The 26642-nt window shown below is 57.7% G+C and carries 21 protein-coding genes and 2 pseudogenes; 7 read left to right on the top strand and 16 right to left on the bottom strand.

The window, feature by feature from the left end; genetic code table 11:
- Nucleotides 1–94 precede the first annotated feature (94 nt).
- From IAE36_RS15275 to rfbC, 4 genes are read right to left on the bottom strand one after another with little or no spacing between them, the layout of a single operon-like run.
- On the bottom strand, nucleotides 95–550 hold the full coding sequence (locus tag IAE36_RS15275) for a YiiD C-terminal domain-containing protein (protein ID WP_201213253.1): 456 nt from the start codon (nucleotides 548–550) through the stop codon (nucleotides 95–97).
- Nucleotides 550–1956 (bottom strand): sigma-54-dependent transcriptional regulator, encoded by a 1407-nt coding sequence (locus IAE36_RS15280; RefSeq protein ID WP_201213254.1) that lies wholly within the window; start codon nucleotides 1954–1956, stop codon nucleotides 550–552. The genes IAE36_RS15275 and IAE36_RS15280 overlap by 1 nt, the downstream gene beginning before the upstream one ends.
- Nucleotides 1953–3767 carry a sensor histidine kinase gene (locus IAE36_RS15285; RefSeq protein WP_201165099.1) on the bottom strand — a complete coding sequence of 605 codons (1815 nt, stop codon included), beginning with the start codon at nucleotides 3765–3767 and terminating at the stop codon, nucleotides 1953–1955. The genes IAE36_RS15280 and IAE36_RS15285 overlap by 4 nt, the downstream gene beginning before the upstream one ends.
- A gap of 42 nt (nucleotides 3768–3809) precedes the next feature.
- Nucleotides 3810–4355: a dTDP-4-dehydrorhamnose 3,5-epimerase gene (rfbC, locus tag IAE36_RS15290; RefSeq protein ID WP_060482807.1), complete on the bottom strand. Its 546-nt coding sequence runs from the start codon at nucleotides 4353–4355 to the stop codon at nucleotides 3810–3812.
- A 264-nt stretch (nucleotides 4356–4619) separates the two neighbouring features.
- Here rfbC and aguA point away from each other — a divergent pair, with 264 nt between their 5' ends.
- Nucleotides 4620–5726: an agmatine deiminase gene (gene aguA, locus IAE36_RS15295; protein ID WP_201213255.1), complete on the top strand. Its 1107-nt coding sequence runs from the start codon at nucleotides 4620–4622 to the stop codon at nucleotides 5724–5726.
- Nucleotides 5727–5871: 145 nt separating this feature from the next.
- Nucleotides 5872–6069, top strand: a complete 198-nt coding sequence (locus IAE36_RS23695; RefSeq protein ID WP_060482809.1) for a hypothetical protein — start codon at nucleotides 5872–5874, stop codon at nucleotides 6067–6069.
- 105 nt (nucleotides 6070–6174) lie between these two features.
- On the opposite strand, the gene IAE36_RS15300 is transcribed toward IAE36_RS23695, so the two are convergent.
- A complete protein-coding gene (locus tag IAE36_RS15300; RefSeq protein WP_201213257.1) occupies nucleotides 6175–8277 on the bottom strand; it encodes a TonB-dependent receptor in 2103 nt (700 codons plus the stop codon).
- A gap of 469 nt (nucleotides 8278–8746) precedes the next feature.
- Here IAE36_RS15300 and IAE36_RS15305 point away from each other — a divergent pair, with 469 nt between their 5' ends.
- The gene (locus IAE36_RS15305; protein ID WP_028635332.1) at nucleotides 8747–10066 is read left to right on the top strand and encodes an OprD family porin; all 1320 of its coding nucleotides are present in this window, start codon (nucleotides 8747–8749) and stop codon (nucleotides 10064–10066) included.
- Between the two features lie 69 nt (nucleotides 10067–10135).
- Here IAE36_RS15305 and IAE36_RS15310 read toward each other — a convergent pair whose 3' ends face one another.
- Both IAE36_RS15310 and IAE36_RS15315 read right to left on the bottom strand, forming a co-directional pair.
- Complete coding sequence (locus IAE36_RS15310; RefSeq protein WP_201213259.1) at nucleotides 10136–11503, bottom strand: ATP-binding protein; 1368 nt, start codon at nucleotides 11501–11503, stop codon at nucleotides 10136–10138.
- A gap of 1 nt (nucleotide 11504) precedes the next feature.
- Nucleotides 11505–12227 (bottom strand): response regulator, encoded by a 723-nt coding sequence (locus IAE36_RS15315; RefSeq protein ID WP_201213261.1) that lies wholly within the window; start codon nucleotides 12225–12227, stop codon nucleotides 11505–11507.
- Nucleotides 12228–12366: 139 nt separating this feature from the next.
- Between IAE36_RS15315 and IAE36_RS15320 the strand changes: the two genes are divergently transcribed.
- Nucleotides 12367–14664, top strand: a complete 2298-nt coding sequence (locus tag IAE36_RS15320) for a TonB-dependent siderophore receptor (protein WP_201213263.1) — start codon at nucleotides 12367–12369, stop codon at nucleotides 14662–14664.
- Between the two features lie 39 nt (nucleotides 14665–14703).
- On the opposite strand, the gene IAE36_RS15325 is transcribed toward IAE36_RS15320, so the two are convergent.
- The 4 genes and pseudogenes from IAE36_RS15325 to IAE36_RS15340 form a co-directional block, all read right to left on the bottom strand.
- Nucleotides 14704–14910, bottom strand: a complete 207-nt coding sequence (locus tag IAE36_RS15325; RefSeq protein ID WP_201213265.1) for a DUF3079 domain-containing protein — start codon at nucleotides 14908–14910, stop codon at nucleotides 14704–14706.
- 75 nt (nucleotides 14911–14985) lie between these two features.
- Entirely contained in the window at nucleotides 14986–15762 is a 777-nt protein-coding gene (locus IAE36_RS15330) for a class I SAM-dependent methyltransferase (protein ID WP_201213267.1), read from the bottom strand.
- Between the two features lie 122 nt (nucleotides 15763–15884).
- Nucleotides 15885–16331 (bottom strand): GNAT family N-acetyltransferase, encoded by a 447-nt coding sequence (locus IAE36_RS15335; protein ID WP_201213269.1) that lies wholly within the window; start codon nucleotides 16329–16331, stop codon nucleotides 15885–15887.
- Nucleotides 16332–16492: 161 nt separating this feature from the next.
- Nucleotides 16493–16815 (bottom strand): annotated as a pseudogene (locus IAE36_RS15340) (helix-turn-helix domain-containing protein).
- Nucleotides 16816–17252: 437 nt separating this feature from the next.
- Between IAE36_RS15340 and IAE36_RS15345 the strand changes: the two are divergent.
- Genes IAE36_RS15345 through IAE36_RS15355 form a run of 3 tightly spaced genes read left to right on the top strand, consistent with a single transcriptional unit; the run spans nucleotide 17253 to nucleotide 20624 of the window.
- Entirely contained in the window at nucleotides 17253–18251 is a 999-nt protein-coding gene (locus IAE36_RS15345; protein WP_201213271.1) for an ABC-three component system protein, read from the top strand.
- Nucleotides 18239–18745 (top strand): ABC-three component system middle component 2, encoded by a 507-nt coding sequence (locus tag IAE36_RS15350; protein ID WP_201213273.1) that lies wholly within the window; start codon nucleotides 18239–18241, stop codon nucleotides 18743–18745. Before IAE36_RS15345 ends, IAE36_RS15350 begins: the two co-directional genes overlap by 13 nt.
- Entirely contained in the window at nucleotides 18735–20624 is a 1890-nt protein-coding gene (locus tag IAE36_RS15355; RefSeq protein WP_201213274.1) for an AAA family ATPase, read from the top strand. Before IAE36_RS15350 ends, IAE36_RS15355 begins: the two co-directional genes overlap by 11 nt.
- 176 nt (nucleotides 20625–20800) lie before the next feature.
- Here the strand turns inward: IAE36_RS15355 and IAE36_RS15360 are convergent, their stop codons facing one another.
- The 5 genes and pseudogenes from IAE36_RS15360 to IAE36_RS15375 form a co-directional block, all read right to left on the bottom strand.
- Nucleotides 20801–21496, bottom strand: coding sequence for an MAE_28990/MAE_18760 family HEPN-like nuclease (locus IAE36_RS15360; RefSeq protein WP_201213275.1), 696 nt, complete (start codon nucleotides 21494–21496; stop codon nucleotides 20801–20803).
- A 3-nt stretch (nucleotides 21497–21499) separates the two neighbouring features.
- The gene (locus tag IAE36_RS15365) at nucleotides 21500–22624 is read right to left on the bottom strand and encodes a DUF262 domain-containing protein (RefSeq protein ID WP_201213276.1); all 1125 of its coding nucleotides are present in this window, start codon (nucleotides 22622–22624) and stop codon (nucleotides 21500–21502) included.
- Between the two features lie 206 nt (nucleotides 22625–22830).
- Nucleotides 22831–23100 carry a hypothetical protein gene (locus IAE36_RS23700; RefSeq protein ID WP_328822869.1) on the bottom strand — a complete coding sequence of 90 codons (270 nt, stop codon included), beginning with the start codon at nucleotides 23098–23100 and terminating at the stop codon, nucleotides 22831–22833.
- Nucleotides 23093–24076 (bottom strand): integrase domain-containing protein, encoded by a 984-nt coding sequence (locus IAE36_RS15370; RefSeq protein ID WP_201213277.1) that lies wholly within the window; start codon nucleotides 24074–24076, stop codon nucleotides 23093–23095. The genes IAE36_RS23700 and IAE36_RS15370 overlap by 8 nt, the downstream gene beginning before the upstream one ends.
- A 929-nt stretch (nucleotides 24077–25005) precedes the next feature.
- Nucleotides 25006–26325: pseudogene (locus IAE36_RS15375) on the bottom strand (tyrosine-type recombinase/integrase).
- Nucleotides 26326–26642 lie beyond the last annotated feature (317 nt).

A 26642-nucleotide genomic window follows, 5' to 3' on the forward strand; every position in this document is an offset into this window, starting at 1 on the left:
CCGGTGCCATGCACCGCGCTGCCTGCTTCGCGGGTGAACCCGCTCCCACAGTATGAGGGGGGGGGTGGGCCTTGGTTTGTTCAGGCCCTGGCCTCTAACGGTGCAGCACGTACTGGCCGCTGAAAAGTACTGCGGCTTCATCACTCCCCACGTTGCTGACGGTCGTTTCCAGCGTCAGGCGCGCTCTGCCGCGGCGCTGGTAGAGCGTCAGGAACCGTGCCCAGGCTTTTTCATCCGGGGCCGCGCAGCGCGCTACCGCCGCGCCAGTTACCGGTAGCGGGTAGCTGATCTGGCCTTCCTGAATGACGATATGCCCGTCATCGATACCCAGCTCACGCAAACGCAGGTGCAGCCACCCCCAACCCGCCAACACCGCTGCGCAATAAAGGCTGCCACCGAACATGGTGCTCTTGTGGTTGACGTTGGCCGCCAGCGGCAATTGCAGCTGCAGCACCTGCTGCTGCCAGCCCACCACCTCCAGGCCCATCTCCTGCGTCAGCGGAATATCGCGGTGCAGCACCGCCTGCAGGTACTGGCTCTCGTTACTCATCAACGGGTTTCCTCATGGTCGTCATGGCCACCGCTGCCGCCTTCGAAATGCAGGCCATGCTTGCGCAGCTTGTCGTGCAGGGTTTTGCGCGGGATGCCCAAGGCTTCGGCCAGGCTGCGCATCGAGCTGTGGGGCTTGGCCAGCTCGGCAGTGATCAGCGAGCGCTCGAAGTGCTCCACCTGTTCACTCAGGTTACCCGTGACCACGCTGGGTGCAGCAGCGGCCGAAGGCGCGGCCTGGCCGTCCAGGGCCAATTCCAGGCCAAGGGCAAAGCGCTCGGCGGCATTCTGCAGTTCGCGCACGTTGCCCGGCCAGTCATGGCGTAGCAGCAAGGCGCGCTGTGCAGGTTGCAGTGCGTGTGGGCCCAGGCCGTGGCGCTGGGTAGCGGCGTCGGCGTAGTGCTGGAACAGCAACAGAATGTCGTCGCCCCGCTCGCGCAGTGGCGGAATGCGCAGCGGTGCCACATTCAGGCGGTAATACAGGTCGGCGCGGAAGCGGCCCTGGTCGGCAGCCTGGCGCAGGTCTTCCTTGGTGGCGGCGATGATGCGGATATCCAGCGGTATAAGCTGGTTGCCGCCCACGCGCTCTACCACCCGTTCCTGCAGCATGCGCAGCAGTTTCACCTGCACATCCAGGCTCATGCTCTCGATTTCGTCGAGGAACAGCGTGCCGCCATTGGCGAATTCGAACTTGCCGATACGGCGCTTCTGCGCGCCGGTGAAGGCGCCGGGCTCGTGGCCAAACAGCTCGCTCTCCACCACCGACTCCGCCAGTGCGCCGGCGTTGATGGCCACGAACGGGCCGTCCCGGCGGCTGGAAAGGTCGTGCAGTGCGCGGGCTACCACCTCCTTGCCAGCCCCGGTTTCGCCCAGGATCAGTACGTCTGCGCGGGTGGCGGCCAGCGCTGCGATCTGCTCGCGCAGGCGCAGCATGGAGGGGGACTGGCCCACCAGCCGGGTAGCCAGTTGCTGGCGATCGCTCAGGGCCAGGCGCAGGCTGCGGTTATCCAGCACCAGGCGGCGCAGCGCCAGGGCACGGCGCACGCTGTCCAGCAGGGCATCGCTGGCAAAGGGTTTTTCCAGAAAATCGTAGGCGCCGGCGCGCATGGCCTGCACCGCCAGCGGCACATCACCGTGGCCGGTGATCAGCAGCACCGGCAACTCGCTGTCCAGGCCGCGCAATTGCTCAAGCAGTTGCAGGCCATCGATACCGGGCATGCGGATGTCGCTGACCACCACGCCCGGCCAGTCGGCCTCGATACGCTCGGCCAGGCCCTGGGCCTCGGCCAGGGTCACCACCTTCAGCCCGGCCAGGTCGAGGGTCTGGCTCAGGGCCTGGCGCAGGTGCGGGTCATCATCGACCAGGATCACCTGAGCGTGGGTATCGATCTGTGTCTCGGGGCTCATGCCGAGGAATCCTCCGAATTGGGCAAGGTCGCGCCAGGTGGGGCTACACGCATTTCCAAAGTGAGCAGTGCGCCGCCTTCAGGGTGGTTGGCCAGCAGCAGTTCCCCACCCAGGGCGCGCATCAGGCTTTCGCAGATGGCAAGGCCCAGGCCCAGGCCCTGGGTGCGTGTCTTGGTGGTGAAGAACGGCTCCTTGGCGTGCTCCAGGGCCTGGCGGCTGAACCCCGGGCCGTTGTCGCGAATGTACAGGTAGACGCAGTCATCGTGCTGTTCGGCACTTATCCACAGCCGGCGCGGGTTGGCTTTTTCGGTCAGGGCATCCAGGGCATTGGCCAGCAGGTTGCTGAGCACCTGGCGCAGGCGGGTTTCGCCGGCCTGTACCCACAGGGTGGCTTCTGGCAGGTCGCGGACCAGCTCCACCGCCATGGCCCGGCGGCGCTTGGCCAGCAGGGCCAGGGCATCATCCAGCGCCGGCTGCAGGGCCACGCTTTCCGGGGCATGCCGGTCGCGCCGGGCGAACGCGCGCAGGTGGGCGATGATCGAGGCCATGCGCCCGGTCAGTTCGCCGATCAGCTTGAGGTTGCCACGGGCGTCCTCGATGCGTTGGTGGTCCAGCAAGATTTCGGCGTTTTCGGCGTAGCTGCGGATAGCCGCCAGGGGCTGGTTCAGCTCATGGCTGATGCTGGCCGACATGGTGCCCAGCACCGACAGCTTGCCGGCCTGCACCAGTTCATCCTGCGCACGCACCGCCTCCTGCTGGGCATTCTCGCGCTCCAGCACCGCACTTTTCAGCCGCGTGTTGAGGCCTTCCAGGTCGGCGGTACGCTCGGCTACGCGCTTTTCCAGCTGCTGGCGGCCATGCGCCTCGATGTCGATACGGTCGATGTAGTGGCGGCGGCGCTGCATCACCAGGCCGGTCAGCAGCATCACCACCAGTAGGGCGCCAGCGCCGATGGCGGTTACCGTTTGCACCGAGCGGTCCACCAGAATGCGTGGGGCGAGGATGCTGACCTGCCAGCCGGTTTGCGTGATGTCGCGGGTTTGCGTGATCCACGCATCAGGGTTGATCACCAACGGCTGTGGCGCCTGGGTGGGGTAGGGCTGGATGGCGATGATGGCCTGGCGTTCTGCTTCGGTCAGCGGCCGGGTGGCACGGAACCGCCAGTCGGGGCGCGAGGTGAGAATGACCACGCCGTTGTGGTCGGTTAGCAGCAGTTGCTCGGGGGTACGGCCCCAAAGGGTTTCGGTGTGGTCCAGGTCCACTTTCACCACCAGCACCCCAACGATGCGCTCGCCATCGCGCACGGCGGCGGCAAAGAAGTAGCCGCGTTTGGCCGAGGTGGTGCCCTGGCCGAAGAAGCGCCCCAGGTGCCCGGCCATGGCTTCGTTGAAGTACGGGCGGAAGGCGAAATTGCGGCCGACGAAGCTGTCTTGCTTGTCCCAGTTCGACGCCGCCAGGGTGTTGCCGCTCACGTCCATCAGGTACATCACTTCGGCGCCGGTCTGCTGCACGATGTTCTTCAGCAGCCGGTTGGCATTGGTGACGGCCTCCAGGCGGAACGGGTCGGCCAGCACGCCGCGCAGTGCGGGCAGGTCGCCGAGTATCTGCGGCAGGGTTTCGTAGCGGTGCAGGGTGCCCAGCAGGTTGGCCACGTACAGGTCCAGGGTCTGGCGGTTTTGCGATGCCAGCTCCTGCTGGTAGTACCGCTCGGCCAGGTGATGCAGGGGCCACAGCAGTGGCACCAGGCACAGGGCCAGCAGGGCCAGGCTGCGCCAGCGGGGACGACGAGGGGGCGTGGGCTTTGCAATCATCGGGTAAGTGCGCCAGATAAGTCTGACGCAATTATGCGCTACTTAAGGCAGCAGTTCCGCCTCGGTCAGCGACACCCCCAGCTTGTCCTTTTCGGAAAGCACCGGTGGTTGCTTCAAGCCCCAGTCGATGGCCAGGGTGGGGTCGTCCCAGCGGATGCAGCGGTCGGCGCCGGGGTTGTAGTAGTCGGTGGTCTTGTAAAGGAACTCCACCGACTCGCTCATCACCGCAAACCCATGGGCGAACCCTGCAGGTATCCAGAGCTGGCGATGGTTTTCGGCAGAAAGGTGCACGGCCACCCAGCGGCCGAAGGTAGGGGAGTGCTTGCGCACATCAACGGCTACGTCACGGATCTCCCCCTGCACCACGCGCACCAGCTTACCCTGGGTGTTCTGCACTTGGTAATGCAGGCCGCGCAGCACCCCGGCCACCGAGCGGGAATGGTTGTCCTGGACGAACTCGACGTTCGTGCCAGTGTGGCGGGCAAACTCGCGCGCGTTGAACGATTCGAAAAAAAAGCCGCGGCTGTCACCGAAGACCTTGGGCTCGATGATCAGTACCTCGGGGATTGCAGTGGGAATGATGTTCATCGGGGGCGCCCTGGCTGCTGTTCAGTAATGACCCTAGCTGGCGTGCGTGCTTTTTTCTCATGAAACAATCTTGGGTGGATGCCTGGGGGAGCCTTGTGCTAGATGTGATGGCTTGGACAGCACAGCGCTTACCGATTCTTATCGGTTATAGTGTTCGTTAAGGCGATGTAATGATCTATTTCCCGCTTCAATTATAGATATATATCGGTTATAAATTCCCCGACGCCCGCCTCGTTCGGTCAGGGCCATTGACAGAGGTCAACGATGAAAACCCTCAATTCCACGCCCCGTGCCGATGGTTTCCACATGCCCGCCGAATGGGCCCCGCAAACCCAGGTATGGATGGTTTGGCCAGAGCGCCCCGACAACTGGCGTTTGGGTGGCAAGCCTGTTCAGGCAGCCCATGTGACCTTGGCCAAGGCCATCGCCCGCTTCGAGCCCGTCACCGTTGCCGTGTCTGCCGGCCAGTACGAAAACGCCCGTCGCCAGCTGGACCAGCCGAACATCCGGGTCGTGGAAATGAGCAGCGATGACGCCTGGATGCGCGATACCGGCCCAACCTTCGTTATCAACGACCAGGGCGAAGTGCGGGGCGTGGACTGGGGCTTCAACGCCTGGGGCGGCTTCGACGGCGGCCTGTACGCGCCGTGGAACCGTGATGAAGAGCTGGCCACCAAGGTGCTTGAAATGGAGCGCTGCCAGCGCTACCGCACCGAAGGGTTCGTGCTGGAGGGTGGGTCTATTCACGTGGACGGTGAAGGCACCGTGATTACCACCGAAGAGTGCCTGCTCAACCGTAACCGCAACCCGCACCTGAACCGCGAGCAGGTCGAAGCGGTGCTGCGCGACAACCTGGCTGTCGACACCGTGGTATGGCTGCCGGATGGCCTGTACAACGATGAAACGGATGGCCACGTCGACAATTTCTGCTGTTACGTGCGGCCGGGTGAAGTGTTACTGGCCTGGACCGATGATTCCAACGACCCCAACTATGCACGTTGCCATGCCGCGCTGCAGGTGCTGCAAAACACCCGCGATGCCAAGGGCCGTGAATTCATCGTGCACAAGATGCCGATCCCGGGGCCGCTGTATGCCACCGCTGAAGAATGCGCAGGCGTCGACCAGGTGGCTGGCAGCCAGGAGCGCGACCCTTCGGTGCGCTTGGCGGGCTCGTACGTGAACTTCCTGATCGTCAACGGCGGCATCATTGCACCGAGTTTCGATGACCCGGCAGATGCCGAGGCCAAGGCCATTCTGGCGAAGATCTTCCCGGACCACGAAGTGGTGATGATCCCGGGCCGTGAATTGCTGCTGGGCGGGGGCAACATTCATTGCCTGACGCAGCAGCAGCCTGCGCCTCTGCACCGCTAGGGTTCTGCACCGCCCGACGCCCGGCGCGGTGGCTGGCATACGTTTTGTATTGTTTATCAAGCAGATAGCCCGGCTGGGTTGGGTTATCCGTTTGTAACAATACCTACGTAAGTTAGCTGCTCACGGGCCAGGAGTACGTGCAGACATGAATGCAGCAAGTGAGTCGGCTTTGCGCCCAATGGCAGTGGATCACTCAGCGCTGAAGGTGTTGGCGAGGTGGTTGAAACACCATGGAAGCATCAGGGTCAGGACGACCGACCCACGACGTCTACTTGCCGGGCGCTACCCCCAGGGGCTGATCAGCGATGCAGAGATGCAGGCGTTGATGGCGGTGTGGCACTGATCGTCAGCCTTTGAGGGCATGCGCCACCCCACCCCATATGCTCTGAATGCAGGGCTATGGGGTGGGGTTTTTCGCGGGTTAAACTGGGCAATTACAGCGGCCCCTTCAGAAACTGTAACTCCCTGTCACCACCAGGCTACGCGGGTCACCCACCTGAATCTGCGCAGCACTGGTTGCCGAACTGTAGTAGGTCTTGTCGGCAATGTTGCTCAACGCAGCGCGCACGTCCCAGTCATGGGTGCGATACCCCGCCAATGCATCCCAGCGGCCATACCCCGGCAATACCGTGGTGTTCTGGTTGTCTGCATCACGCTCGCCCACCAGCGTTAGGCCGGTTTCGGCGTACCAGCCCAGCTCCGGCTTCCAGGTGACGAACAGGCTGGCGTTGCGCTTGGCCACATCATTGATGCGGTTGCCTTCCAGGCCATTGTTGTCCTTGACCACGGTGGCGTCCTGCAGGCCGACACCCCCGCGCACGTACCAGTTGCCGATCACATTCCCCGTGGCAGTCAGCTCAATGCCCCGTGAACGCTGCAGGCCGCTGAGCAGGGTGATTTCCGGGTTGATCGGGTCGCGGGTGCGACGGTTGTACAGCTCCAGCTCATACACCGCCAGGGTGGTGGTCAGGCGCTGATCAAACCAGTCGCTTTTTACACCGATCTCTTTCTGCCGGGTCAGCTCCGGGCCGGTATCGTTGGTGTTGCCCGCCGCGCCTGGGGTAATGCCGATCAGCCCTCCACCCACAGGTGCAAACGTCTTGCTCCACGAGGCATAGAACGAGTGATCCCGCCACGGCGTGTACACCACGCCCAGGCGCGGGCTGGTGGTGCGGCTGTCCTGCTTCTCAGCCAGGTTGCGCACCTTGTTGGTGGTCTCCACTTCGAACTGGTCGAAGCGCACGCCGGCCAACACCTGCCATTGGTCATTTAGGCGAACCTGGTCCTGCAGGTACACCCCCCGGCTATCGACCACGGTGTGGTTGTTGCTCGACACCACCATGCGGCCGTTGTGCTGCCGGCTGCGATCCGGGTTGTTCAGGGACAGCGCCGGCACCGGCCTGCCGCCGGCAGACACCGCTGCGGCGGTGTACAGGGTGGGGTCGCGGCGCTGGTTGCCGAACTCCAGGCCCAGCAGCAATTTATGCTCCAGGCCCAGCGTGTCGAAGTCACCCTCGGCTTCCAGGTTGTTGAACAGGTTGCGGGTGTTCAGGTCCTGCTGCCAGCGCTGGCGGGTCACCGTTGCCGTGGTGGCGTTGTAGGCGGTGGGGTAGGTGTTGTCGAACTCGCTGTCCAGCTTGAACAGGCCCAGGGTGTGGCGCAGCTGCCAGGTTTCGTTCAGCTGGTAGTTGAGGCGCGAGCGCAGCGACTGGGCGCGGTCGTCAATGTAGTCACGTTGGGTATCGCCGTACGTGGTGCTGCGGTTCACATCGGCCGGGCGGCCGTTGACACCCGGGATGCCGCGGTCGGGGGTGCGGTTGAAGCGGCTGTATTCGTACTGCACCAGCCAGTTCAGGTCGGGGGTGACCTGCCAGCTTATCGAGGGCGCGAACAGCTGGCGGCTGCCATCGATGCCGTCTCGGAAGCTGTTGTTGTCCTGGTTACCCATGTTCAACCGCAGGCTCACGGTGTCGCTGGGGTCGGCGCTCAAGTCTGCATAGAGGCTGCGCAGGTCTTCGCTGCCGGCCTGCGCCTCGATGGTGGAGCGCCGGCCGGCCTCCGGTGCCTTGCTCACCCGGTTGACGATGCCGCCCTGGCTGCCGCGCCCGTACAGCACCGCCGCCGGCCCCTTCAGCACCTCGACCCGTTCGATATTGTGCAGGTCGCGGATGTACTGGCTGTCATCGCGAATGCCATCGAGGTAGAAGTCGTTGCTGGCCTCGAAACCGCGAATGCGCACGCTGTCGAAGCGCGTATCGGCGCCGCTGCTCACGTTGGGGATGCCTTCCAGTGCCTTGCCCAAGGTATTGCTGCCGTAATCCAGCACCTGCGCAGCCTTCACCGTATCGATCGCCTGGGGCACATAGCGCACGGGCGTAGCGGTACGGGTGGCCGTGCTCACCTCCTTCACACGGGGGTTGTCTTTTTCGCGCTCGCTGTCGGCGGTCACCGACAGCTCAGGCAGGGTGGTGGTCGCAGCGCTGGCAAAGCCTGCAGTGAACAGCAATGAGAGGGAAAGCGAGAGGGGAGACAGACGTTTGGGGGCAAGCATGGAGCGTATCCAGACCAGGCATTAATGGAGGTGCGAATGGTAATGCCTACCATTTGCTATTGCCTGGCTATTTGTAAAGAGTTCCCGTTACATATGTATCACTTTGTAACTAATCCATCCGTCTCACGGGCTCATAGAGAATTGTCCTAATGGTCAGGTTGGCTAATCCCCGCTTGAGATGGAATCACTGCCTATAGCCCAAACCCGTAGAAAAATGCCTCGTTCCAAACCTGCTTTTTGGTTATATCGACCTGCATTTCACGTTTTTTTGACATTCGCGCTCACCCACCGCTAGGATTCGGCCAACGCCTGCTGGCCAATCCCATTGGCCGTGCTGTTGCCTCAAGCCGCCGTGTACTTACCGGCATGGCTCCCAGGCTGGACCCGCATAGCGTCGAACCTACGAAGGGGCGTTGGTTCCTGGCGCCATATTGCAGAGCGTTCTTGATCTAGAAATAAGGAAAACAACATGTTGAATACCAGGATCAGCCTGGTCGCCCTGGCGATGATCGCCGCGACCCAGGCACAGGCCAATGACCAGGCCGCCAGCAAGGGCTTCATCGAGGACAGCCACGCCAACGTCCTTCTGCGCAACGCCTATATCAACCGCGACAAGAAGCACGGCACCGACGATCAGATCGAATGGGGCCAGGCTTTCATCGGTAACTTCTCCTCCGGCTTCACCCAAGGCACCGTGGGTGTCGGCGTGGACGCATTTGGCCTGTATGCCTTGCGCCTGGATGGCGGCAAAGGCCACAACGGTGGCGGTGGCGTGGACTTCTTCAAGCCACACGACACCACCAACGCCGATGGCAACGCCAGCTCGCCGCACAACCTGACCCGCGCCGGTGCCGCCGTTAAATTCCGCATCTCCAACACCGTGCTCAAGTACGGTGACCAGATGCCAGCCCTGCCCGTGCTGCAGTACGACGACGCGCGCCTGCTGCCAGAAAGCTTCACCGGCACCTTGATCACTTCCAAGGAAATCGAAGGCCTGGAGCTGAACGCCGGTCGCTTCACCCAGGAAGCCCGCAAGAGCGCCGAGCGCCGTGACGGCGGCGGCCTGAAGTCGATCAACGTGTTCGGCGGCAGCTACAAGTTCACCGACAACTTCACCGCGTCGCTGTACACCGCCGACAACGAAGACGTGATGAAGAAGCACTACCTGGGCCTGAACTACGTTCATGCCATCGCCAATGACCAGTCCCTGACCCTGGACTTCAACGGCTACAAGTCGAACATCGACAACAAGTACGTGCAGGCAGCCGGCCTTAACGGCGACTCCAACACCATCTGGAGCCTGGCCGCCACCTACGCCTATGGCGCCCACTCGTTCACCATCGCCCACCAGCGCAGCACTGGCAGCACCGGCTACAACTACGGCTGGTACCAGAACAAGGGCGGCGTGGGTGACGGTGGTTCCACCATCTTCCTGGCCAACTCCTACTGGTCGGACTTCAACGCCGAAGACGAGCGTTCGTGGCAGCTGGGCTACGGCCTGGACTTCAGCGCCTACGGCATCCCGGGCCTGACCTACAAGCTGGCCTACGTGGTGGGTGACAACATCAACACCCGCACCGTCGCCAACCCGCAAGGCTACGGCGAAGGCAAGGAGCGCGAGATCTTCAACCAGGTCCGTTACGTGGTGCAGGAAGGCCCGGCCAAGGACCTGTCGATCAAGCTGCGCAGCTCGTTCGTGCGTACCAACGACGCCGTGCGCCAGAACGGCTACAACGACGACGGCAACGAAGTGCGCGTGTTCGTCGAATACCCGATCAGCATCTTCTGATCCGCTGCTGAGCCGAAGGCTACCCCCCATGTCATTGGGGGTGCCTTGCGCAGCCAGGGTTGCCCGCCGTCAGGCCGGCAACCCGATACTCACCCGCAGCCCGCCCCCCTCGCGGTTTACCACCGTCAGCTCGCCCCCATGGCTGTTGGCGATGCGCTGGGCAATGCTCATGCCCAACCCATACCCGCCAGAGCCTTGGTTGCGCGAGCCTTCACCCCGCACGAACGGCTCGGTGATGGTTACCAGCAGTTCAGGCGCAATGCCAGGCCCCCGGTCATCCACCTGAATCACCACCCGTGATCCCACACGCTCCAGTGTGACGCTTACCCCATTGGCGTAACGCAGTGCATTCACCAGCAGGTTCTGCAGGCAACGCTGCAGCAGCAAGGCATCCACCTTCACACTGCCTACCTGGCCGTGCACCGGGAGAGGCTCCTCAACGGTGGCCAGCTCTGCGCACTGGCGTGCAACCAGCCGGTCGATGTCCACGTGTTGCAGGTTCAGCTGTTCACCCGCCCGCAGGTAGTCCAGTACCTGGCCGATCATGTCGTCCATCTGGGCGATGTTCTGCCGCAGCCGCTGGCGGTGTTCGTCGTCGGGCATGCGCTCCAGGCGCAGGCGCATGCGCGTCAGCGGAGTGCGCAGGTCGTGGGACACGGCGGCCAGAAAGTACGCCTTGTCGTTGACCATGGCGATCAGGCGCTGCTGCATGGCGTTGAAGGCCTGGGCCGCCTGGCGTACTTCTTCGGGCCCGTCCAGTGCCAGCGGTGGTTGCTCCAGGTTGCCACCCAACCCCCGCGCCGCATCGGCCAGGCGGCGCAGCGGGCGCAGGCACAGGCGTACGGCAATCAGGCACACCAGCAGCACGGCGACGATGCGCAGCGCATACACCCGCAGCAAATAGTCGCTGATCAGCAACCAGGCCGACTCGCCGCTCCAGCCCTGCAGTTCCTGGCCGTCGATGGTCAGCCAGTGCCCATCGGCCAGCGGCACTGCAAACTGGATATGCGCCTGGGCGGTACGCAGCCCGAACAGGCTGCGCCAGACGATGGGCCGCCCGAGTTCGTCGGTCAGTTGCACCTTCATCAGGCGCACGTTCGGCTCGCGCCCCAGCTCGTACTTCAGGGCCTGGTGCAGTAGCAGTTCCACGCGCTTGCGCCCGCGTCGTTCGTCCGCTTCCAGCGGCGGCAGCTGTTCTGCGCAGCGCAGTTGATAGTGGGCGGGTACCTTCACGGCACCGGCATGGCACTGCGCCTGGGCGATCAAGGGGGCGCTGCGGGCGGCAATCAGGCGCACCGGGGCTTCTAGCACCTGGGCGAAGCGCACGTCGAACCAGATGCTGCTGGACATCAACTGAATGGCCAGCGTGCCGCCCACCATGATCAGCAGCAGCTGGCCGAACAGCGTGCGCGGCCACAGCCGACGGGCCCAGCGCATCTCAGGCATCGGCCTGGGGGCTGGTAATGCTCAGCAGGTAGCCTTCGTTGCGGATGGTGAGTATCTGCGCAACGCCCCCCGGTGCATGGCGCAGGTGCTGGCGCAGGCGGCTGACGCACATGTCCACCGAGCGGTCGTCGGGCAGGTGATCGCGGCTGAAGGCACTGCGGGTGAGCTGGTCGCGCGACACCACACGGTTGTTGGCTTCCAGCAACTCACGCAGCACGCGGTAATCGGAGCGGGGCAGGGTGAGGGTTTCGCCATCGGGGCGGGTGAGCAGCCGTTTCACGTGCTCCAGGCGAAAGCCCGCAAAGGCATGGGCCTCCACCTGGGCAGGTTCCTGCACGGCGGTGTGCAGCCGGTGCGGCCTGCGCAGCACGGCCTTGATGCGGGCGATCAGTTCACGGGGTTCGAAGGGTTTGGCCAGGTAATCGTCGGCGCCCACCTCCAGGCCGATGATGCGGTCCAGCGCGCTGCCCTTGGCCGACAGCATGATCACTGCCAGCCCCGGGGTGGCTTGCAACTGGCGGCACAGGCTCAAGCCGTCTTCGCCGGGCAGCATCAGGTCCAGCACCACCAGTGCCACCTGATGGCGGGCCAGCTGTTCGCGCATCTGCTTGCCATCGGCGGCGGCCAGTACGGTGTAGCCAGCGTCCTTGAGGTAGTCGCAGAGAAGTTCGCGAATCTCGTCGTCATCGTCGACAACCAGCAGGGTTGTGCTCATGTGCAGGACACCTTTCAGGTGAGGGCCAGCGGCGCTCATTACGTTCAATTACAACCCCATACATGTCGGGTGTAGAGCCCGGAGGGCCGATCCCTAGAATCCTAACAAAAAATCATCTGCAAATACGAAGCCTTCCCAAATGAATCCCTTGAGCACACCGAAAACCTTCACCTCGTTCACCTGCGCCGGCACCCGCATTACCCCTGTCGCACTGCTGGTCGCCCTGGCCATCAGTGGCAGCGCCATGGCCGCCGACAGCGCCCCACTGGTGCTGGACGCCACCAACATCGAAGACAGCGCCATGCTGCCCGGCGATGAAGCGGGCCAGCTGGGTTACACCGTCGAGAGCACCCGCAGCTCCACCGGCCTGGACTTGACCCCGCGGCAGACCCCGCAATCGGTCACCACCATCACCCGCCAGCAAATGGATGACCGCGCCATCCACAGCATCGAGCAGGCACTGGAAACCACGCCCGGCGTTACCGCCAGCAAGCTTGAAGTGGGTGGCCGCACCGAATACCGCGCCCGTGGCTACGCCATCACCAACTGGAAAATCGACGGCCTGCAAACGCCCGGCGCCTCCGACTTCAGCGGCAGCGGCAACGCCCTGAACATGGACCTGTACGAGCGCATCGACATCGTGCGCGGCGCCAACGGCCTGCTGGGCGGCACCGGCGACCCCTCGGCCACGGTCAACCTGATCCGCAAGGCGCCCACCAAAACCTTTGGCGGCAGCGCCTACGCCACCTACGGCAGCTGGGACAAACGCCGCCTGGGCGCCGACCTGAACCTGCCGCTGTCGGAAGACGGCCGCTTGCGTTCACGCTTTGTGATGACTCAGCAGGACGCCAACTCGTTCCGCGACAACCAGTCCGAGCGCTCCCGCGCCGCCCTGGCCAATTTCGAGTTCGACCTGGACGACGCCACCACATTGGGTGCCGGCTACCAGTACGAGTACAACAAGGTGGTGGGTGGCGGCTGGGGCGCGAACATCCCTATCTGGTACCGCGACGGCAGCAAAACCGACCTGCCGCGCAGCAACAACCTGGTACCCAGCTGGAGCTTTGGCGAATACACCACCCGCACCGCGTTCGGCTCGCTGGCACACCGCTTCGACAACGACTGGGCGCTGGACCTGAAAGTTGCCCAGAGCACCACCGACGCCCTTAACCACCGCGGCCTGGGCAAGGTGAACTCTGCGGGGCGCGGCCGCTTTGGCGGCTACTGGGACCAGGACGGCAGCGGCGCAGTGCTCAACGGCCTGCACAGCTCCAGCGACACCACCCAGCAGTCTGCGCAGATCGACCTCTCTGGCCCGTTCCAGCTGTTTGGCCGCACCCACCAGGCCATGGTGGGCTACAACGACAGCCGCACCGTGGCCTGGTCGCCCGAGTACCGCTGCAACATGGTCGGCAACGGCCGAATCGGCGCCCCGGTGGTCGGCTGCCTGTTCCGCGCCAACAACGGCCTGCCGATCAGCGACTGGCGTAACGGCGTGAACGCCGACTACGACATGCTCGCCTCGCAAACCGGCCGCCACACCAAAACCACCACCCGCCTGCAGGGGCTGTACGCCGCCACCCGCCTGAGCATCACCGACCCCCTGTCGGTCATCGTCGGGGTGCGCACCACCGACTATTCGGCCATCACCCGCAGCGTCAACGGCGCCCGCACCAGCCAGGAAGAAAGCGGCATCGTCACCCCCTACCTGGGCGCGGTGTACGACCTGAACGAAAACTACTCGCTGTACGCCAGCTACACCGACGTCTTCACCCCGCAAACCCAGGAAACCAGCAGCGGAGCCAAGGTGGAGCCGATCCGTGGGCAAAGCTACGAGACGGGCATCAAGGGTGAGTGGTTCGACGGCCGCCTGAACGCCTCGGCGGCGTACTTCCGCAACAAGCAGGAAAACAAGGCAGTGCTTGATGGCGGCGTGTCCACGCCAACCGGCAACGACGCTTACAAGGCCGGCTCTGGCCAGGAAACCGACGGCATCGACCTTGAAATCGCCGGCGCGCTCACCCCGGACTGGAACGTGTATGCCGGCTACACCTACCTGCACTTCCGCCGCGTGGACAGCGACGGCCGCAGCGACCCGTCGCACCTGTTCAAGGCCTCCACCACCTACCACCTCAGCGGCCCACTCGACCGCCTGACCGTAGGTGCCGGCGTAACCGCGCAAACCAACATCCGCGCCATCTCCACCCCGGCCGGCCAGCCCGCCAACGGCGTAAGCACCGGCGCTACCGACGTTAACTGGTCGGGCTACGCCATCTGGAATGCCATGGCCAAGTACCAGGTTACCGATGACACCAGCGTCACGCTGAACGCGAACAACCTGTTCGACAAGCATTACTACACCCGCTACGGGTTCTACGCCGGTGCCATTTATGGCGACCCACGCAGCCTGTCACTGACCGTTAGCACCAACTTCTAACCCCGGCAGCCCGCTCCCATAGCCCCTGTGGGAGCGGGTTCACCCGCGAATGGGCTGCCCGGCAGCCTCATCTTCTTCCCCCTTCACCGCGTCCCAACTGTCCCAGTCCTCCCCGAACAGTTCCACCGGGTGCATGGTCCGGTCTGCGCCATTGCCGCAGGCGAGCGCCTTGGCCGGGCAGTACACATCACACCCCCAGCAGATACGCTCGGGGTGGCTTGGGTTCTTGGGAAATTTCTTGGCCATGGTGAGGGTCCTGGGTCCGGTTGGCAGACCTCAGCCTATGCCTGCCCATGGCCGACGCGTTGACCGGGGTCAAACTCAGGCTTTGGTGGCGTACCAGAGCGTCCACCTGTCTTGCTCTTCCATCGGCAAGGCATCACCCACTTGCGTGCTGATAAACCCGATCAGATCTGCCAGTTCCGCGTCGTTCAACTCGTGCAGAATGGAACGCCCGGTACGCTGCGCCAGGTCTTGTTGCAGGGCCTCGAGGTGGGTGTACGTTTTGCGTGTTTCCCAGAGTTGCATCGAACGGACATGGATAAAGCCCGCTCCCGTCAGGGCCCGCACTACCTCGTCGTGTCTCGGCCGGCGAGCCAGTTCGACTTCCAGTAAACGAGGGAAGCGTTCGAAGAAGTAGCCGCGAATATGCTCAGGTGAGCCGGCGAGTGTTACATCTTCAGGGGTACGGTCTTGAATCAATACGTGGCCGTTGTCTCGCAGAACCCTGAAGGCCTCGGCGAAGCAGGCGTCATAGGTGGGCAGGTGGTGAATGAGTGCCCGTTCGAAAACGATATCTACGCAGGCGTCTGGCAGGCCGGTGGCCGTCGCTTCGCCGGCCTGGAACGCGACTCCCTCCAGGCCTTCTGTATTACTGCGTGCTGCCTCCAGCATCTGTGCCGAGAAATCCACACCGGTGACGCGCTCGGCGCCTAGGCGGTGCCAGGCAACCGAATAGATCCCGCCCCCGCAGCCAATGTCGGCTACCCGCTTGTTTACCGGGTTGACGATAGCCTTTATAGCCGCAGCCCAGCCGCTATCGGCTTCACGGCTGGCGTAGGTGTTGCGGTTGTCTTCAGAATGAAAATCGATGGCCATATTTCCCCCAGATCCAACACCCGTAGGAGCGACCGAAGGTCGCGATGGGCTGCCCCGCAGCCCCAATAACCCCACACCCCTGCAACGCTAGATCACTTCGGTGAACATACAACCTGTATGGGTCAATCGATTGCTCGCTCAAACACCTCATAACCCTGCGGCCCGATTCCAGTAACCACGAACCCAGCTCTCGAATACATGAATCGTGCGGGGTTATCGGGCCTTACGCTCAGTCGCAGTCTTGCAAAGCGCAGTGATCTTGCGGTTGAGATGTAGGCATCTAACAGCGCAGAGCCCACACCGCTGCGCCTACGGGTTTCCAACACGTTAATGGTGCACAACTCTGCACAGTCACCGTCCGGCATCCACAGCGAATACCCCGCGAAATCTGTGCTTATGGTTGCGACAGTGAACTTGTCGAAATGAGTTACCCAACGGGTCAGATGACGGCTGAAATCTGCTCGCCAGGCTGCTTCGTGGGCGGGCTCCCAGGTGCGGATATAGTCTTGTTCGCCCAGGTAGATTGCTGGCAGGTCGGTAACTGATGCGCTTCTCAGATTGAGGTTCATGGGTGTCAGCCGGTGATTTGGTGAGCGGCCTTTATGGCAGTGTTGCTCAAGGGGGCTTGGTGTCCGCGTTGGTTGTGAGCTGTCCGATCATAGCTGGTGGAACACCATGGCATGGGAGCGGATACTGGATCTGGTGGCAATAGAAACATGGGTTACAGGGTCTAGCTACCGTGTACTTGCGAGATAACAATCTGCGGTAGGGCCCCAGCATCGTTCGAGGGCAAGACAAGGCTGATGCGGAAGCCGAGCTTGTCGAGCATATCCATCATGGCGTACAGCGTGAATTTCTCGATCTTGCCGTTTGCCAGCTCGGATACCCGGGACCGGGTCGCGTTGAGCAGGGCAGCAGCCTCGTGCTGCTTGAGGCCCATCTGCTTTATGCAGCCAGTGATGAAAATGGACAGGTCCATCTTCAAAGCCATCTTGCTGGCTGTGTCCTCATCGTAGGTGGTGTGGAGGGGCTCTCGTAGAATTGAAGGGCCATTGCTTCACCTCGGAAGGACTATCTGAGATTTACAATAAAACCGGACGCAGATCGCTTTGGGTTCAAGGCGTCTGGGACACGAACAAAAAAGGCCTACCTTTCGGTGAGCCTTTTTTGATCCTGGGTATGGTGCGGCACCAGGAGTCGAACTTGAAGAAAAATTCAGTGAAAACAGCAGTTTAAGCCTTTAGGTATTTTTTCTATCCCTATTGCTATCCTTAACGAATCACAGCGCGAAGTGTTAGTTTTCACCGTTTTCTGATGAAAAGTGATTGTCCGCGCTGCTAAGCGTGCTGAGTGCATGCTGGCACAATAATGATCTCAATAGTATCATTGTGCCGCTATTCAGTTGTAGTGCGGTCGGAAGCATGCTTATCCTCAATCAGAACGGCTGAGGGCTTGTATGGAGTCAGTGAACTCGACGTTGGGTGTGGGAAATGGAAGACTATGCTCGTGCTGTATTAACTTTAGATGATGCTCAGTTGGAGCTATTTGTTAGAGACTGGGTGTCTAACAAGTTGGGTGCTTATGTTGAGGTGTGCAGATTCTCAGGCGCGAAAGATCTCGGGCGAGATGTGGTAGGTTTTTTGACTGAAAGTAAGCATGAAGGTGATTGGGAAAACTATCAATGTAAGCAATATGCCAAGCGCCTGCCGACTGATACAGCAATTTGTGAACTTGGTAAGATTTTGTACTATTCTTGGAAGGGGGATTTCACGCCCCCGTCCAAGTATTTTTTTGTTGCACCAAAAGGCTTGAACAGAAATCTAGAAACGTTGATATTTAATCCGAGCAAGCTGAAATCAGCAGTTGTCGATGAGTGGGATAAATACTGCCGTTATAAAATTATTGAAAATGGCGACATTCCTCTTTCTGATGAGTTAAGGCGGGTGCTGGAACGCTTTAACTATTCAAGCGTAACGCGGATAGCTCTTGAAGATATGCTGTCTGATCCAGCAGCAAAGAAAGTGCTGTTCAAATACTTTGGTGCTGATCCGGGTATGTCGCCGAGAGGGATTGTGCCCCCGGCTATTTTAGATTCTGAATCGGAATACATAAGACAGCTTGTTGGTGTCTATGCAGAAAAAGAAAGTGTGATCATTAACAATCATGAAGAACTGGATGCATTCCCTCAGTACAAAAAAAATCTAACGCTTCAGCGAGAACGCTTTTTTGATGCTGATGCGTTCAAAAGATATTATCGAGACAATACCGATGCTGAAGTGATTGACGGCTTTGAGGAAGACATCTATCACGGTGTAGTGGATGTCTTTGAAATGGCCCATCCAAATGGCATGGATAAAGTTCAGTCTGTTATGACTCAGGCTGCTGCTATTCAAACTTCTGGAACCACTGCAAAATATGCGAGAGTGCCAGTAAAGCAAGGGATCTGTCACCACTTTGTGAATGATGGGAAGTTCAAATGGATAAGTTGAATGACTCTGGCACGCGCTCGTTGTTTAATGGGCCAATAGAGACTGGTGTTCGGACTGTTGTGATCCTGAATGCCTCCTATCCTTCCGCTTATGATATAAATGAGTTGGTTTGGCTTGACCACCTTATTGTCCACAGTGCTGATGTAGGAGGCCCACCAAGCTTGCATCCAAAACTTCCCCAGCGAAGTGGCGAGATACTCGTTCGTCGGGAATTAGTAAAAAATGGCTTAGGCTTGATGCAACAGTTCGGGCTTGTTTCGGTTGTGCCTTCAGCTAGTGGCTTCTGTTATCAAGCTACAGAAACTGCCTATCCGTTGGTTCAGTTGTTATCTTCAGAGTATTCGATGAGTCTCAAAAGTAGAGCTGAGTGGCTTGCCGAAATGATAGGTGGCATGTCTAGGCTCCAACTGCAAGATTTGATTACGTCTAAGATAGGCAATTGGACAGTAGAATTCCAGAATGATTTTTCGGATTTGAGTGATAATGGAATATAAAGGCATAAAAATTCGGACGCTTGAGTTCATAGGGCCTCAGGTTGAGCCAATCAAACTTGAGTTCGGTAGCGGCTTAAACCTGGTTTATGGTGCGTCTAACACAGGAAAATCATTTGCATTGAAGGCAATTGATTTCATGCTTGGTGGAGAAAATACCCTACCTGATCTCCCCGAACGGAAAGGGTTTGATACGGTATTGATGGGGTTCGATTTAATTGGTTCCGGCGTACATACAGTTCAGCGCTCACTTTCTGGTGGCGCTTACAAATTTTATGATGGCCTGTACGAGTTTGCACAGCTTCCACAGGAGAATAGAGTTCTCCAACCTAGTCAGAGATCTAAAAGTAAAGAAAGTCTCCCAGGGCTATTGTTAGATTATCTAGAGTTGTCCGGTAGGCAATTAGCTAAAAATCAATCTGGTGAAAAAGAAAATTTTAGTTTTAGGGAGTTGATCCCATATGTCCTCGTCGACGAGACAAGCATCCAAGCTGAACGGTCCCCTGTAGAGAGTGACCTAGGACCCGTAGCCAGGCCAAAAGAGCGTAGCGTTTTTAGATCCTTGTTAACCGGTTTGGATGACAAGTCTATTATTCCTGTCCTTGATTCGAAAAAATTCCAGGCATCCAAAGCTGTAAAAATTGAAGTTATTCAGAGCCTGCTTGGCGATGTCGAGTCGGAATTAGAGTCAGAGTACACAGATACATCGGACTTGTATGCGCAAAAGGAAAGGTTGGACGCTAGTTTAGAGAAAATCCGATTGCAGTTGCAGTCATATAGATCGCTATCATCAGATTTGATTTCTGAGAAAAGAGTTGTTTCTCAGGATTTATCCCAGTCACTAGAACGTGCAGAGGATATACGCCTACACCTTCAAAGATTCTATCAGTTGAATAGCATATATGATTCTGATATCGCGAGGCTTGCGTCTATAGAAGAGGCGAGTTTTTTGCTTTCACTAGAGGATGCTGATTGCTCTGTTTGTGGTGCTCCTGCTGAAGCGCAAAGTATAAAAAATCAGATGGATAAGGTAAGAGATGAGCAGTATTCGGCGTTGGTTGAGATTGAAAAAGTAAAGACACTTCAGTCTGAGTTAGAGGATACAATTGGTTCTTTGCGTGTTGAGCTATATAAGATTGAAGAGACAATTCCTACATTGGAGGAGCGGATTGTCGAAATAGAGAAAATCTTAGAGGCTCAAGTGCCAGAAAAGGATGAGCGTCAATTATCACTTGATGAGATTCTTCTCAAGAAAGATCACGTGCTAAGAGGAGTTTCTCTTCTGGATCGGAGGGAAAGTTATCTCAGAAAAATTAAAGAGTATGAAGAGTTAAAGGCCCCTAGTAAATCGGACCGACCCGATCTAACTGTGCCAGGAGACGTAATTCACGAATTTTGCAAGGTCGTTACCTATGTTTTAAATGAGTGGGGCTTCCCTGGGGAGAAAGTAGTCTCTTTTGATAAGGATAAGTACGAGGTTGTAATTGACGGAAAATTGCGCATCGATAATGGTAAAGGGGTTCGGGCAATAACTCATGCGGCATTTAAGGTTGCATTGCTGATTTATTGCCGACAGCAGAATCTTCCACATCCAGGATTTATCATCCTTGACTCACCGTTATTAACATATCGAGATCCCCTAAAGAATCCTCGGCAAGGTGCACTTACCGAAGATGAAATTAAGCTGGCGAAGACATCTGTTAAGGTGAATTTTTTCGATCATCTGTCAAAAATTAGTAATCTAGGTCAATTCATAGTCCTGGAGAATATTGATCCTCCTGCGGGTATACAGGATATTGCGCATGTTGAGGTGTTTTATGGAAGTTCCGGGGGTGGTCGTTACGGGCTATTTCCGATGATCCCTTCTATAGAAACTCAATAAAAGAAGGCTGATTTGTGATGTTCGCTGTTGCTGTATATTAATTGGTTCTTGGCCGCAACTTCGAATTTCATGTAAAAAATCAGAGTGGAAGTCTTTGCTGTTAGGGGGATAGTTTCAGGCCGCGATAATCACGACCTGAAACTATTAAATCAGACTATAGCTTAGATTTATTGGGTCTATCTGCTTTTCTTGGTCTTGGCAAGCGACTTCTTAATTCGGTATTTTTTTTCTTTTATGAAAATGTCACTTTCCTTCAAGACTTCACTAAGGAAATTTTCAACATCGGAGTAGTAGGCTCTTAATGATGGCAACATTACATCTCTACCAAATTCTTCAAAGGACTTGTTTCCATGCGCAAGGGCGTTACGCCCATTTTTTACGGCTAGTAGTTTCGAGCCATAGGATTCGGAAATCGTAATTCCGTATTTGCTCATGACCTTTCGTATGATTTTTGCATCTAAGTTTCCACTATAAAGCTGATAGCTCTCAGTCATCTCTTCATAGTCTACAGAGAAGTAGCCCTTTCCTCTTAAAAGGTCTACTGTATGATGCAGTACATCTAGCGAGTCGTGAATGCTTGCTCTTTTTTCCTTGTGCTTGTAGAAATAAACTAAGGCAAGGTCTTTTAGGTTTTTGTTTAGGTTGTTGTAGTTTACTTTGCTTGTGTTTATTTCGTCGTGCAATCTGGTTAGCGTCTGAGTGATAGTCGCTTCAACGATGTTGTATAGTGATAGTATAACGGTTGCCCTCAAGGCGGGAGTATTGATTCTCCTAGGGCTTGTTATGTGGCCATCTTCTATGGATGAAATAAGATTCAATAGGTCTGTCGTTTCCGACAGCCTTAGGTTCATGTCTTGCTTTATCGAGTACATATGTCAAGCCTCGATAAGCATGTCGCGGATATAATTTACACGGTCTGTAAGTTTCTGCTTTCTGTGCAGTTGATTTGGTACATGGGTGTTCTTTTTGAATTCATCATTCTGTAGCATTGTTTCAATTTGGCGGGATGTTAAACCATGATTGATTTTATTGCTTTGAAGAGCTTTCAGCGTCCCAATAGATATGGCTTCAAATACGGAGCGCTTAGTCTGTGGATTCGATTTATGCCTGTACCCAAAAGGGAACATTTCCTTGACAACTTTGTTGACGCTATCAATTTTATCTGTGTACGATTGTATTTCTGATTTTGCGTCTTCTGGACTAAGTCTAGACAACTCAATATTTTTTCTTTCGATATATTTGTCTAGGAAGTCAGAAAGACTGCCCGGTACACCTTGTATATAAGCATCGTTTTCTGATAGTGCAAAGAAACGTAAAAGTAACTCTTGTCGCTCTTGCCTATTTTCCAGCCATTTATCAATTAGGAGTAGTTCTCGGAATAGCGTACTATTCTCAACATACTCATAAATGAAGGATGTGAACGGACCGGTATATATGCCTTTGCGTTTCTCCATTGGTTTGAGAAGGTCACTTCCACGGTTTATGCGCTCAAACATATCTTTTTTTACATCGTCTGTGGTTTCTTCAGACAATATGATTAACCTAAGGGCGGTATCGAGAAACTTCCCCTGTCGCCCCTTCTCTAATTGTTGGAATGTGAGCCCATTAGCTTGGCTGAGTGACTCAAGACCGGAGAGTACAAGCTTGTTTTCAGTGAAATAATGAATCGCTCTAATGCGTTGTGAGCCGTCTACGATTTCCCACGCACCGTCACGATTTTCAGCGACAAATATAAATGGGATAGGTAAGCCCAATAGGATTGATTCAATTAGCTTTGAGGAACGTCTTTCATCCCAAGTAAAGTCACGTTGATAATCCGGAATGAAAAGAACATTTCTTTTAATGTCGACGGCACCTCGTTCATCTTCATCTGCACTAGAATACTCTATGCCATCTCTGTACTTATCTGATATGTACTCAACAGTGAGATCGCGCATGTCATATCTGACTTCGCGTCTCTTAGCATAAATCTGTTCTTCAAGTTTAATTATGTCTGACATTTTAAAATTCCTTTTTCAATTTTTATAAATGGTGCTGTCAAAAAACCAACGCGAGAATCTTGCAGGCTGGCATTGCCCAATACATTACTTCATTCGTCGCCCTAGCGCTACAATGAAAGCATGGCAAATGTTTTTTGGTTTTTAGTGACGCTAGCCCACTGTATGAATACCGCTTATCATTGTCAAAGTCGGTTCGCCACTGCGAATCAGAACATCCATGGCCGTTCTAGGCGGGCAGCAAGTAACTGTGCAGTCAAACGGTAGTAGTATCGTGTCGCATCACTGCGCTCGCTTAAATGGTGGTCAAGGAACCAAACTACATGCTTTCTCTGCCAAGCCCAAGGACTACATCGCTGCCAGCGTCTTGTGATTTCAACTTGAATAGTTTTCGCTTGGCGCAAATGACGTTGCCGTGTCGCGTGTGACCCGGTCAGCACGCCAGCTAGGAACATCTCCATATCGAATGGCTTACACACGCTGGCCCCCAATGTAGGCAGCGACCACGTCGATCCGGCCATGCCCCAGCTCATAGCTGATTTGCCTCCGGGCCTCATGATCGAGGTTCCTATCTATCTGACAACATTGGCCGCGGTTGATTGGTGCGGGGTGTTGGGTGATTTGCTCATAGCGTTCACATGCATACGCCGCTCGTAGCTCATGGAAGCCTTTGAGCTTGTGTGCATGCAGCACGTCCCGTGCTGGGCGGATGCTTTCCTGCAGAACATTCAGATAGCTTTCGTCTGGCGCAATCAGGTTGCGGCTACTCGCAGGCGACACCTGCTGTGCAAACCCAAGTGCGTCTTGAACATGGTGGTCCACCGCAATCCATCGTGGCGCCGAGGCGCCGGCGCGGCCGCCTTTGGTGCCTTCCTGAATATTGATCCTGCCTAGGTCGTTAGCCTCACGGCTTAGTCGTGGCAGATCAGCCAAGATGGCCTCACGCAAGCGCATGCCGGTGGTTCGTGCCAATAGAACGATCGCTGCGGCTCGCAGCTGATCACGACTACAAAGTGCGTCGACGATCTGCTTAATCTGTTCGCGGTCTTGGCCCTGCGGAACCGAGTGACGAACCCCGGTGCGCTGCATAGCCAACGCCTTGCTCGGACTTGGCAGTTTCACATGCTGATCACCGCGAAGCGCAGCCATGGTCCTGTTAACACTGGATAGGCGGTTTTGTGCGGTGCTGATGGCAAGGTCACCGCGCTCAACCGCACCGCGCAGATAAGCCGCATAGGCGGCCAACACCTTTCGATCGATTTGTCGCGCGTCATTGATACCGGGCCCATGTTCGGAGCGGCACCACTTCACGAATGCCTGCCATCGATCACAGTGCGCCTTGACCGTGCCGTAGTGGCCTCCGCCGAACATGTCTTTCAGCGCTTGTGGCCCTGCGTAGCTCAGTTGCCTGCCATACCCAAAATTGCGGCCATCCCGCCTACCTACCAATGCCATGTCGGTCACCTCATCTTCCGATTTCCAATCCTCGCCCCACGTCATCCCGCCAAGAATGTTGAGTGTTATCAGGGATCAAGGCCCCTGCGACCTGTGGGGAATGTCCACTACGCGGGACTGGCGGCTCCTTACATCCGGGAGCAAGGGCATCTCATGATCTGGCCTCCTGAACACCGTTGCCGGTGGGCGGGTGGAGGCAGTGCTGGCTGACTAAACCAGCGCCTGAAGATCCTGAGCCGGGTGAACGCAGCAGTGCGATGACCGGGGCATGCCTGACTGTCAGTCAGGTGCAGTCCATTCCTTGGTCTCCGGCACCATCATCTACAGCGCTGTTGCTGGTGACATCGGCGTTTGTCACGCCGATTGTCACGAGGGGGAATGCCGCAAAGCCTTGTGCGATCAGGGCTGCAGCAGTGGTAGAAGTGCCCGTCTCTTTCCAGAAGAAAGAGACGAGCACAGGTTGGCGCAATAGTCGGCCAAGCGGATAGGTTGCTGCAGGGCAGCGAGGTACGGTGTATCTGGCACACGAACGCCATATGTGTAAGAGCATCCATCACCTGGGTAGTGACCGGGCGAGCTGCCGGATGCGAATCGCCCTTGGGGAGAACCACCGCCAGAGCGGCGTGACCTTTAAGGTTCGGGTCACCTGGGTTGCTGTCATCGACAGCTCTTGCGACTTCCGGTCTACGCCTGTGGACAATATTCGTCAAGCAAAGCCATTTCAGGGATTTAGCGCCTGTGGATAAAACTATCCCCTGGTGGACATCTGTGGTTTTCCACAGACGTACGCTGTGCCAGCAGTTTTTTCTTAGGTATGGTCCTTTCAAACGGGGCGGCTTTGCAGCCCCGTTTGAAAGGACCCGCGTGGAGGAGCTTCATGCGGTGCTGTGGGTAACTTCACAGCGAGTTTGAGGTGGTGGTGCGGCGGGTTACTCGGTCCTCTTGGCACTGCGAAGGCGCGTGACGTTCTCGCCCGTCTGCTTGGCAAACTCATGCGGCGTCACATGGTCCTCGCGGTTCGCCTCCAGAAACCGGCTCCATCAGGTCATGATCATCCGCCGCTCTTCGAGGAACTCGGCCTTGTGGGTATAAGCGGCGCGCACGTTGTTGCGTTCCTTGTGGCTCATCTGCCGTTCGATAGCCGTCTCCGACCATAGGCCAGACTCGACCAGCGCACTGCACGCCATGGTGCGGAACCCGTGGCCGCAGATATCCACCTTGGTGTCGTAGCCCATCGTCCTGAGCGCGGCGTTCACCGTGTTCTCGGACATCGGCTTCCACGGTTTGGCATCCCCCGCGAACACCAGCTCGAACTTGCCGGTGATCGCGTGGATCTGCTCAAGCAAGGCCACTGCCTGCGGCGATAAGGGTACAACGTGGATGTCCCCGGCCATCTTCGTACCCCTTGTGGAAAAGGGCACTCCGTCCAGCGCAGGGCGGGTGTCGGGGATCTCCCAGATGCCGTGCTTGAGGTCGAACTCGTTCCAACGGGCGAAGCGCAGTTCACTGGAGCGTACGAATACATGCAGCGACAGCATCACCGTGAGGCGCGTGAGCGGACGACCTCAGTAGTCCTCAATGCATGCCAGTAGCTCCGGCAGCCGCGATAAGGGTAGTGCGGGTCTGTGAGTTACCCGTGGTGTCTTGATCGAGCCATCGAGGTCGTGAGCTGGGTTCGCGGTAATCAGTCGCAGCCGTTTGGCTTCACGCATGATGCTTTGCAGGTAGTTCTTGATCCTGAGCGCCACGTCGATGGTGCCGCGCTTCGTCACGGCTTCCAGTGGCTGCATGAGGTCGTGGGTGTCCAACTCAACGATTGCTCTGGCACCGATCAAAGGGAATACGTGAGTCTTCAAACGGCTGAGCACTGTCTTGGCGTGGCCGGGCGCCCACTTGGGCACCATGCTCGCGTGCCAGTCGAGCGCAACGCTTTCAAAGGTGCGGCCGTTGATCACGGCCTGGGTCTTGTTTTGTTGCTTGTACTGAATGGGGTCTATGCCGTTGGCGAGCTGCTGCTTGATCTCAAAGCGCTTGCGGCGTGCGTCGCCTAGCCCGACCACCGGATAACTGCCGAGAGCGGTCAGGCCTTCGCGGCCATCCGGTTTCACGTACCTGAGCCGCCAGCCTTTGCGGCCGTTGGGTTGCACAAGCAGGTAAAGACCGTCGCCGTCGAAGAGCTTGTACTCGCGCTCTCTGGGCTTTGCCGTGCGACAGGCGGTGTCTGTAAGCGGGGCAGTGGTGCGGGCCATAAGGGTAGTCTCCGATATCGAAACGGACCTCTATCCTTAAAACTACCCTTATTAGCGCTGGCTACCCTCGGAATCCGACGGAACGCCAAAACGAAAAAACCCGCCAGAAGGCGGGTTTTTCGGGGGTTCCAGAGATTTTGAAAGCTTTCTGTGGAACCTTGAATGGTGCCGGCACCAGGAATCGAACCCGGGACCTACTGATTACAAGACACTTGCACACAACAATTAAATCAATGACTTACGTGCTTTTCTTGTTACGTGTAGATCACTGTAAAGCCTGCGTTTTCGGGGGGCAGTGATGGCTTGTTACGCGTGAG

Origin of the sequence: Pseudomonas sp. S36, assembly GCF_016647875.1 — a bacterium.
Taxonomy (GTDB): Bacteria; Pseudomonadota; Gammaproteobacteria; order Pseudomonadales; family Pseudomonadaceae; genus Aquipseudomonas; species Aquipseudomonas parafulva.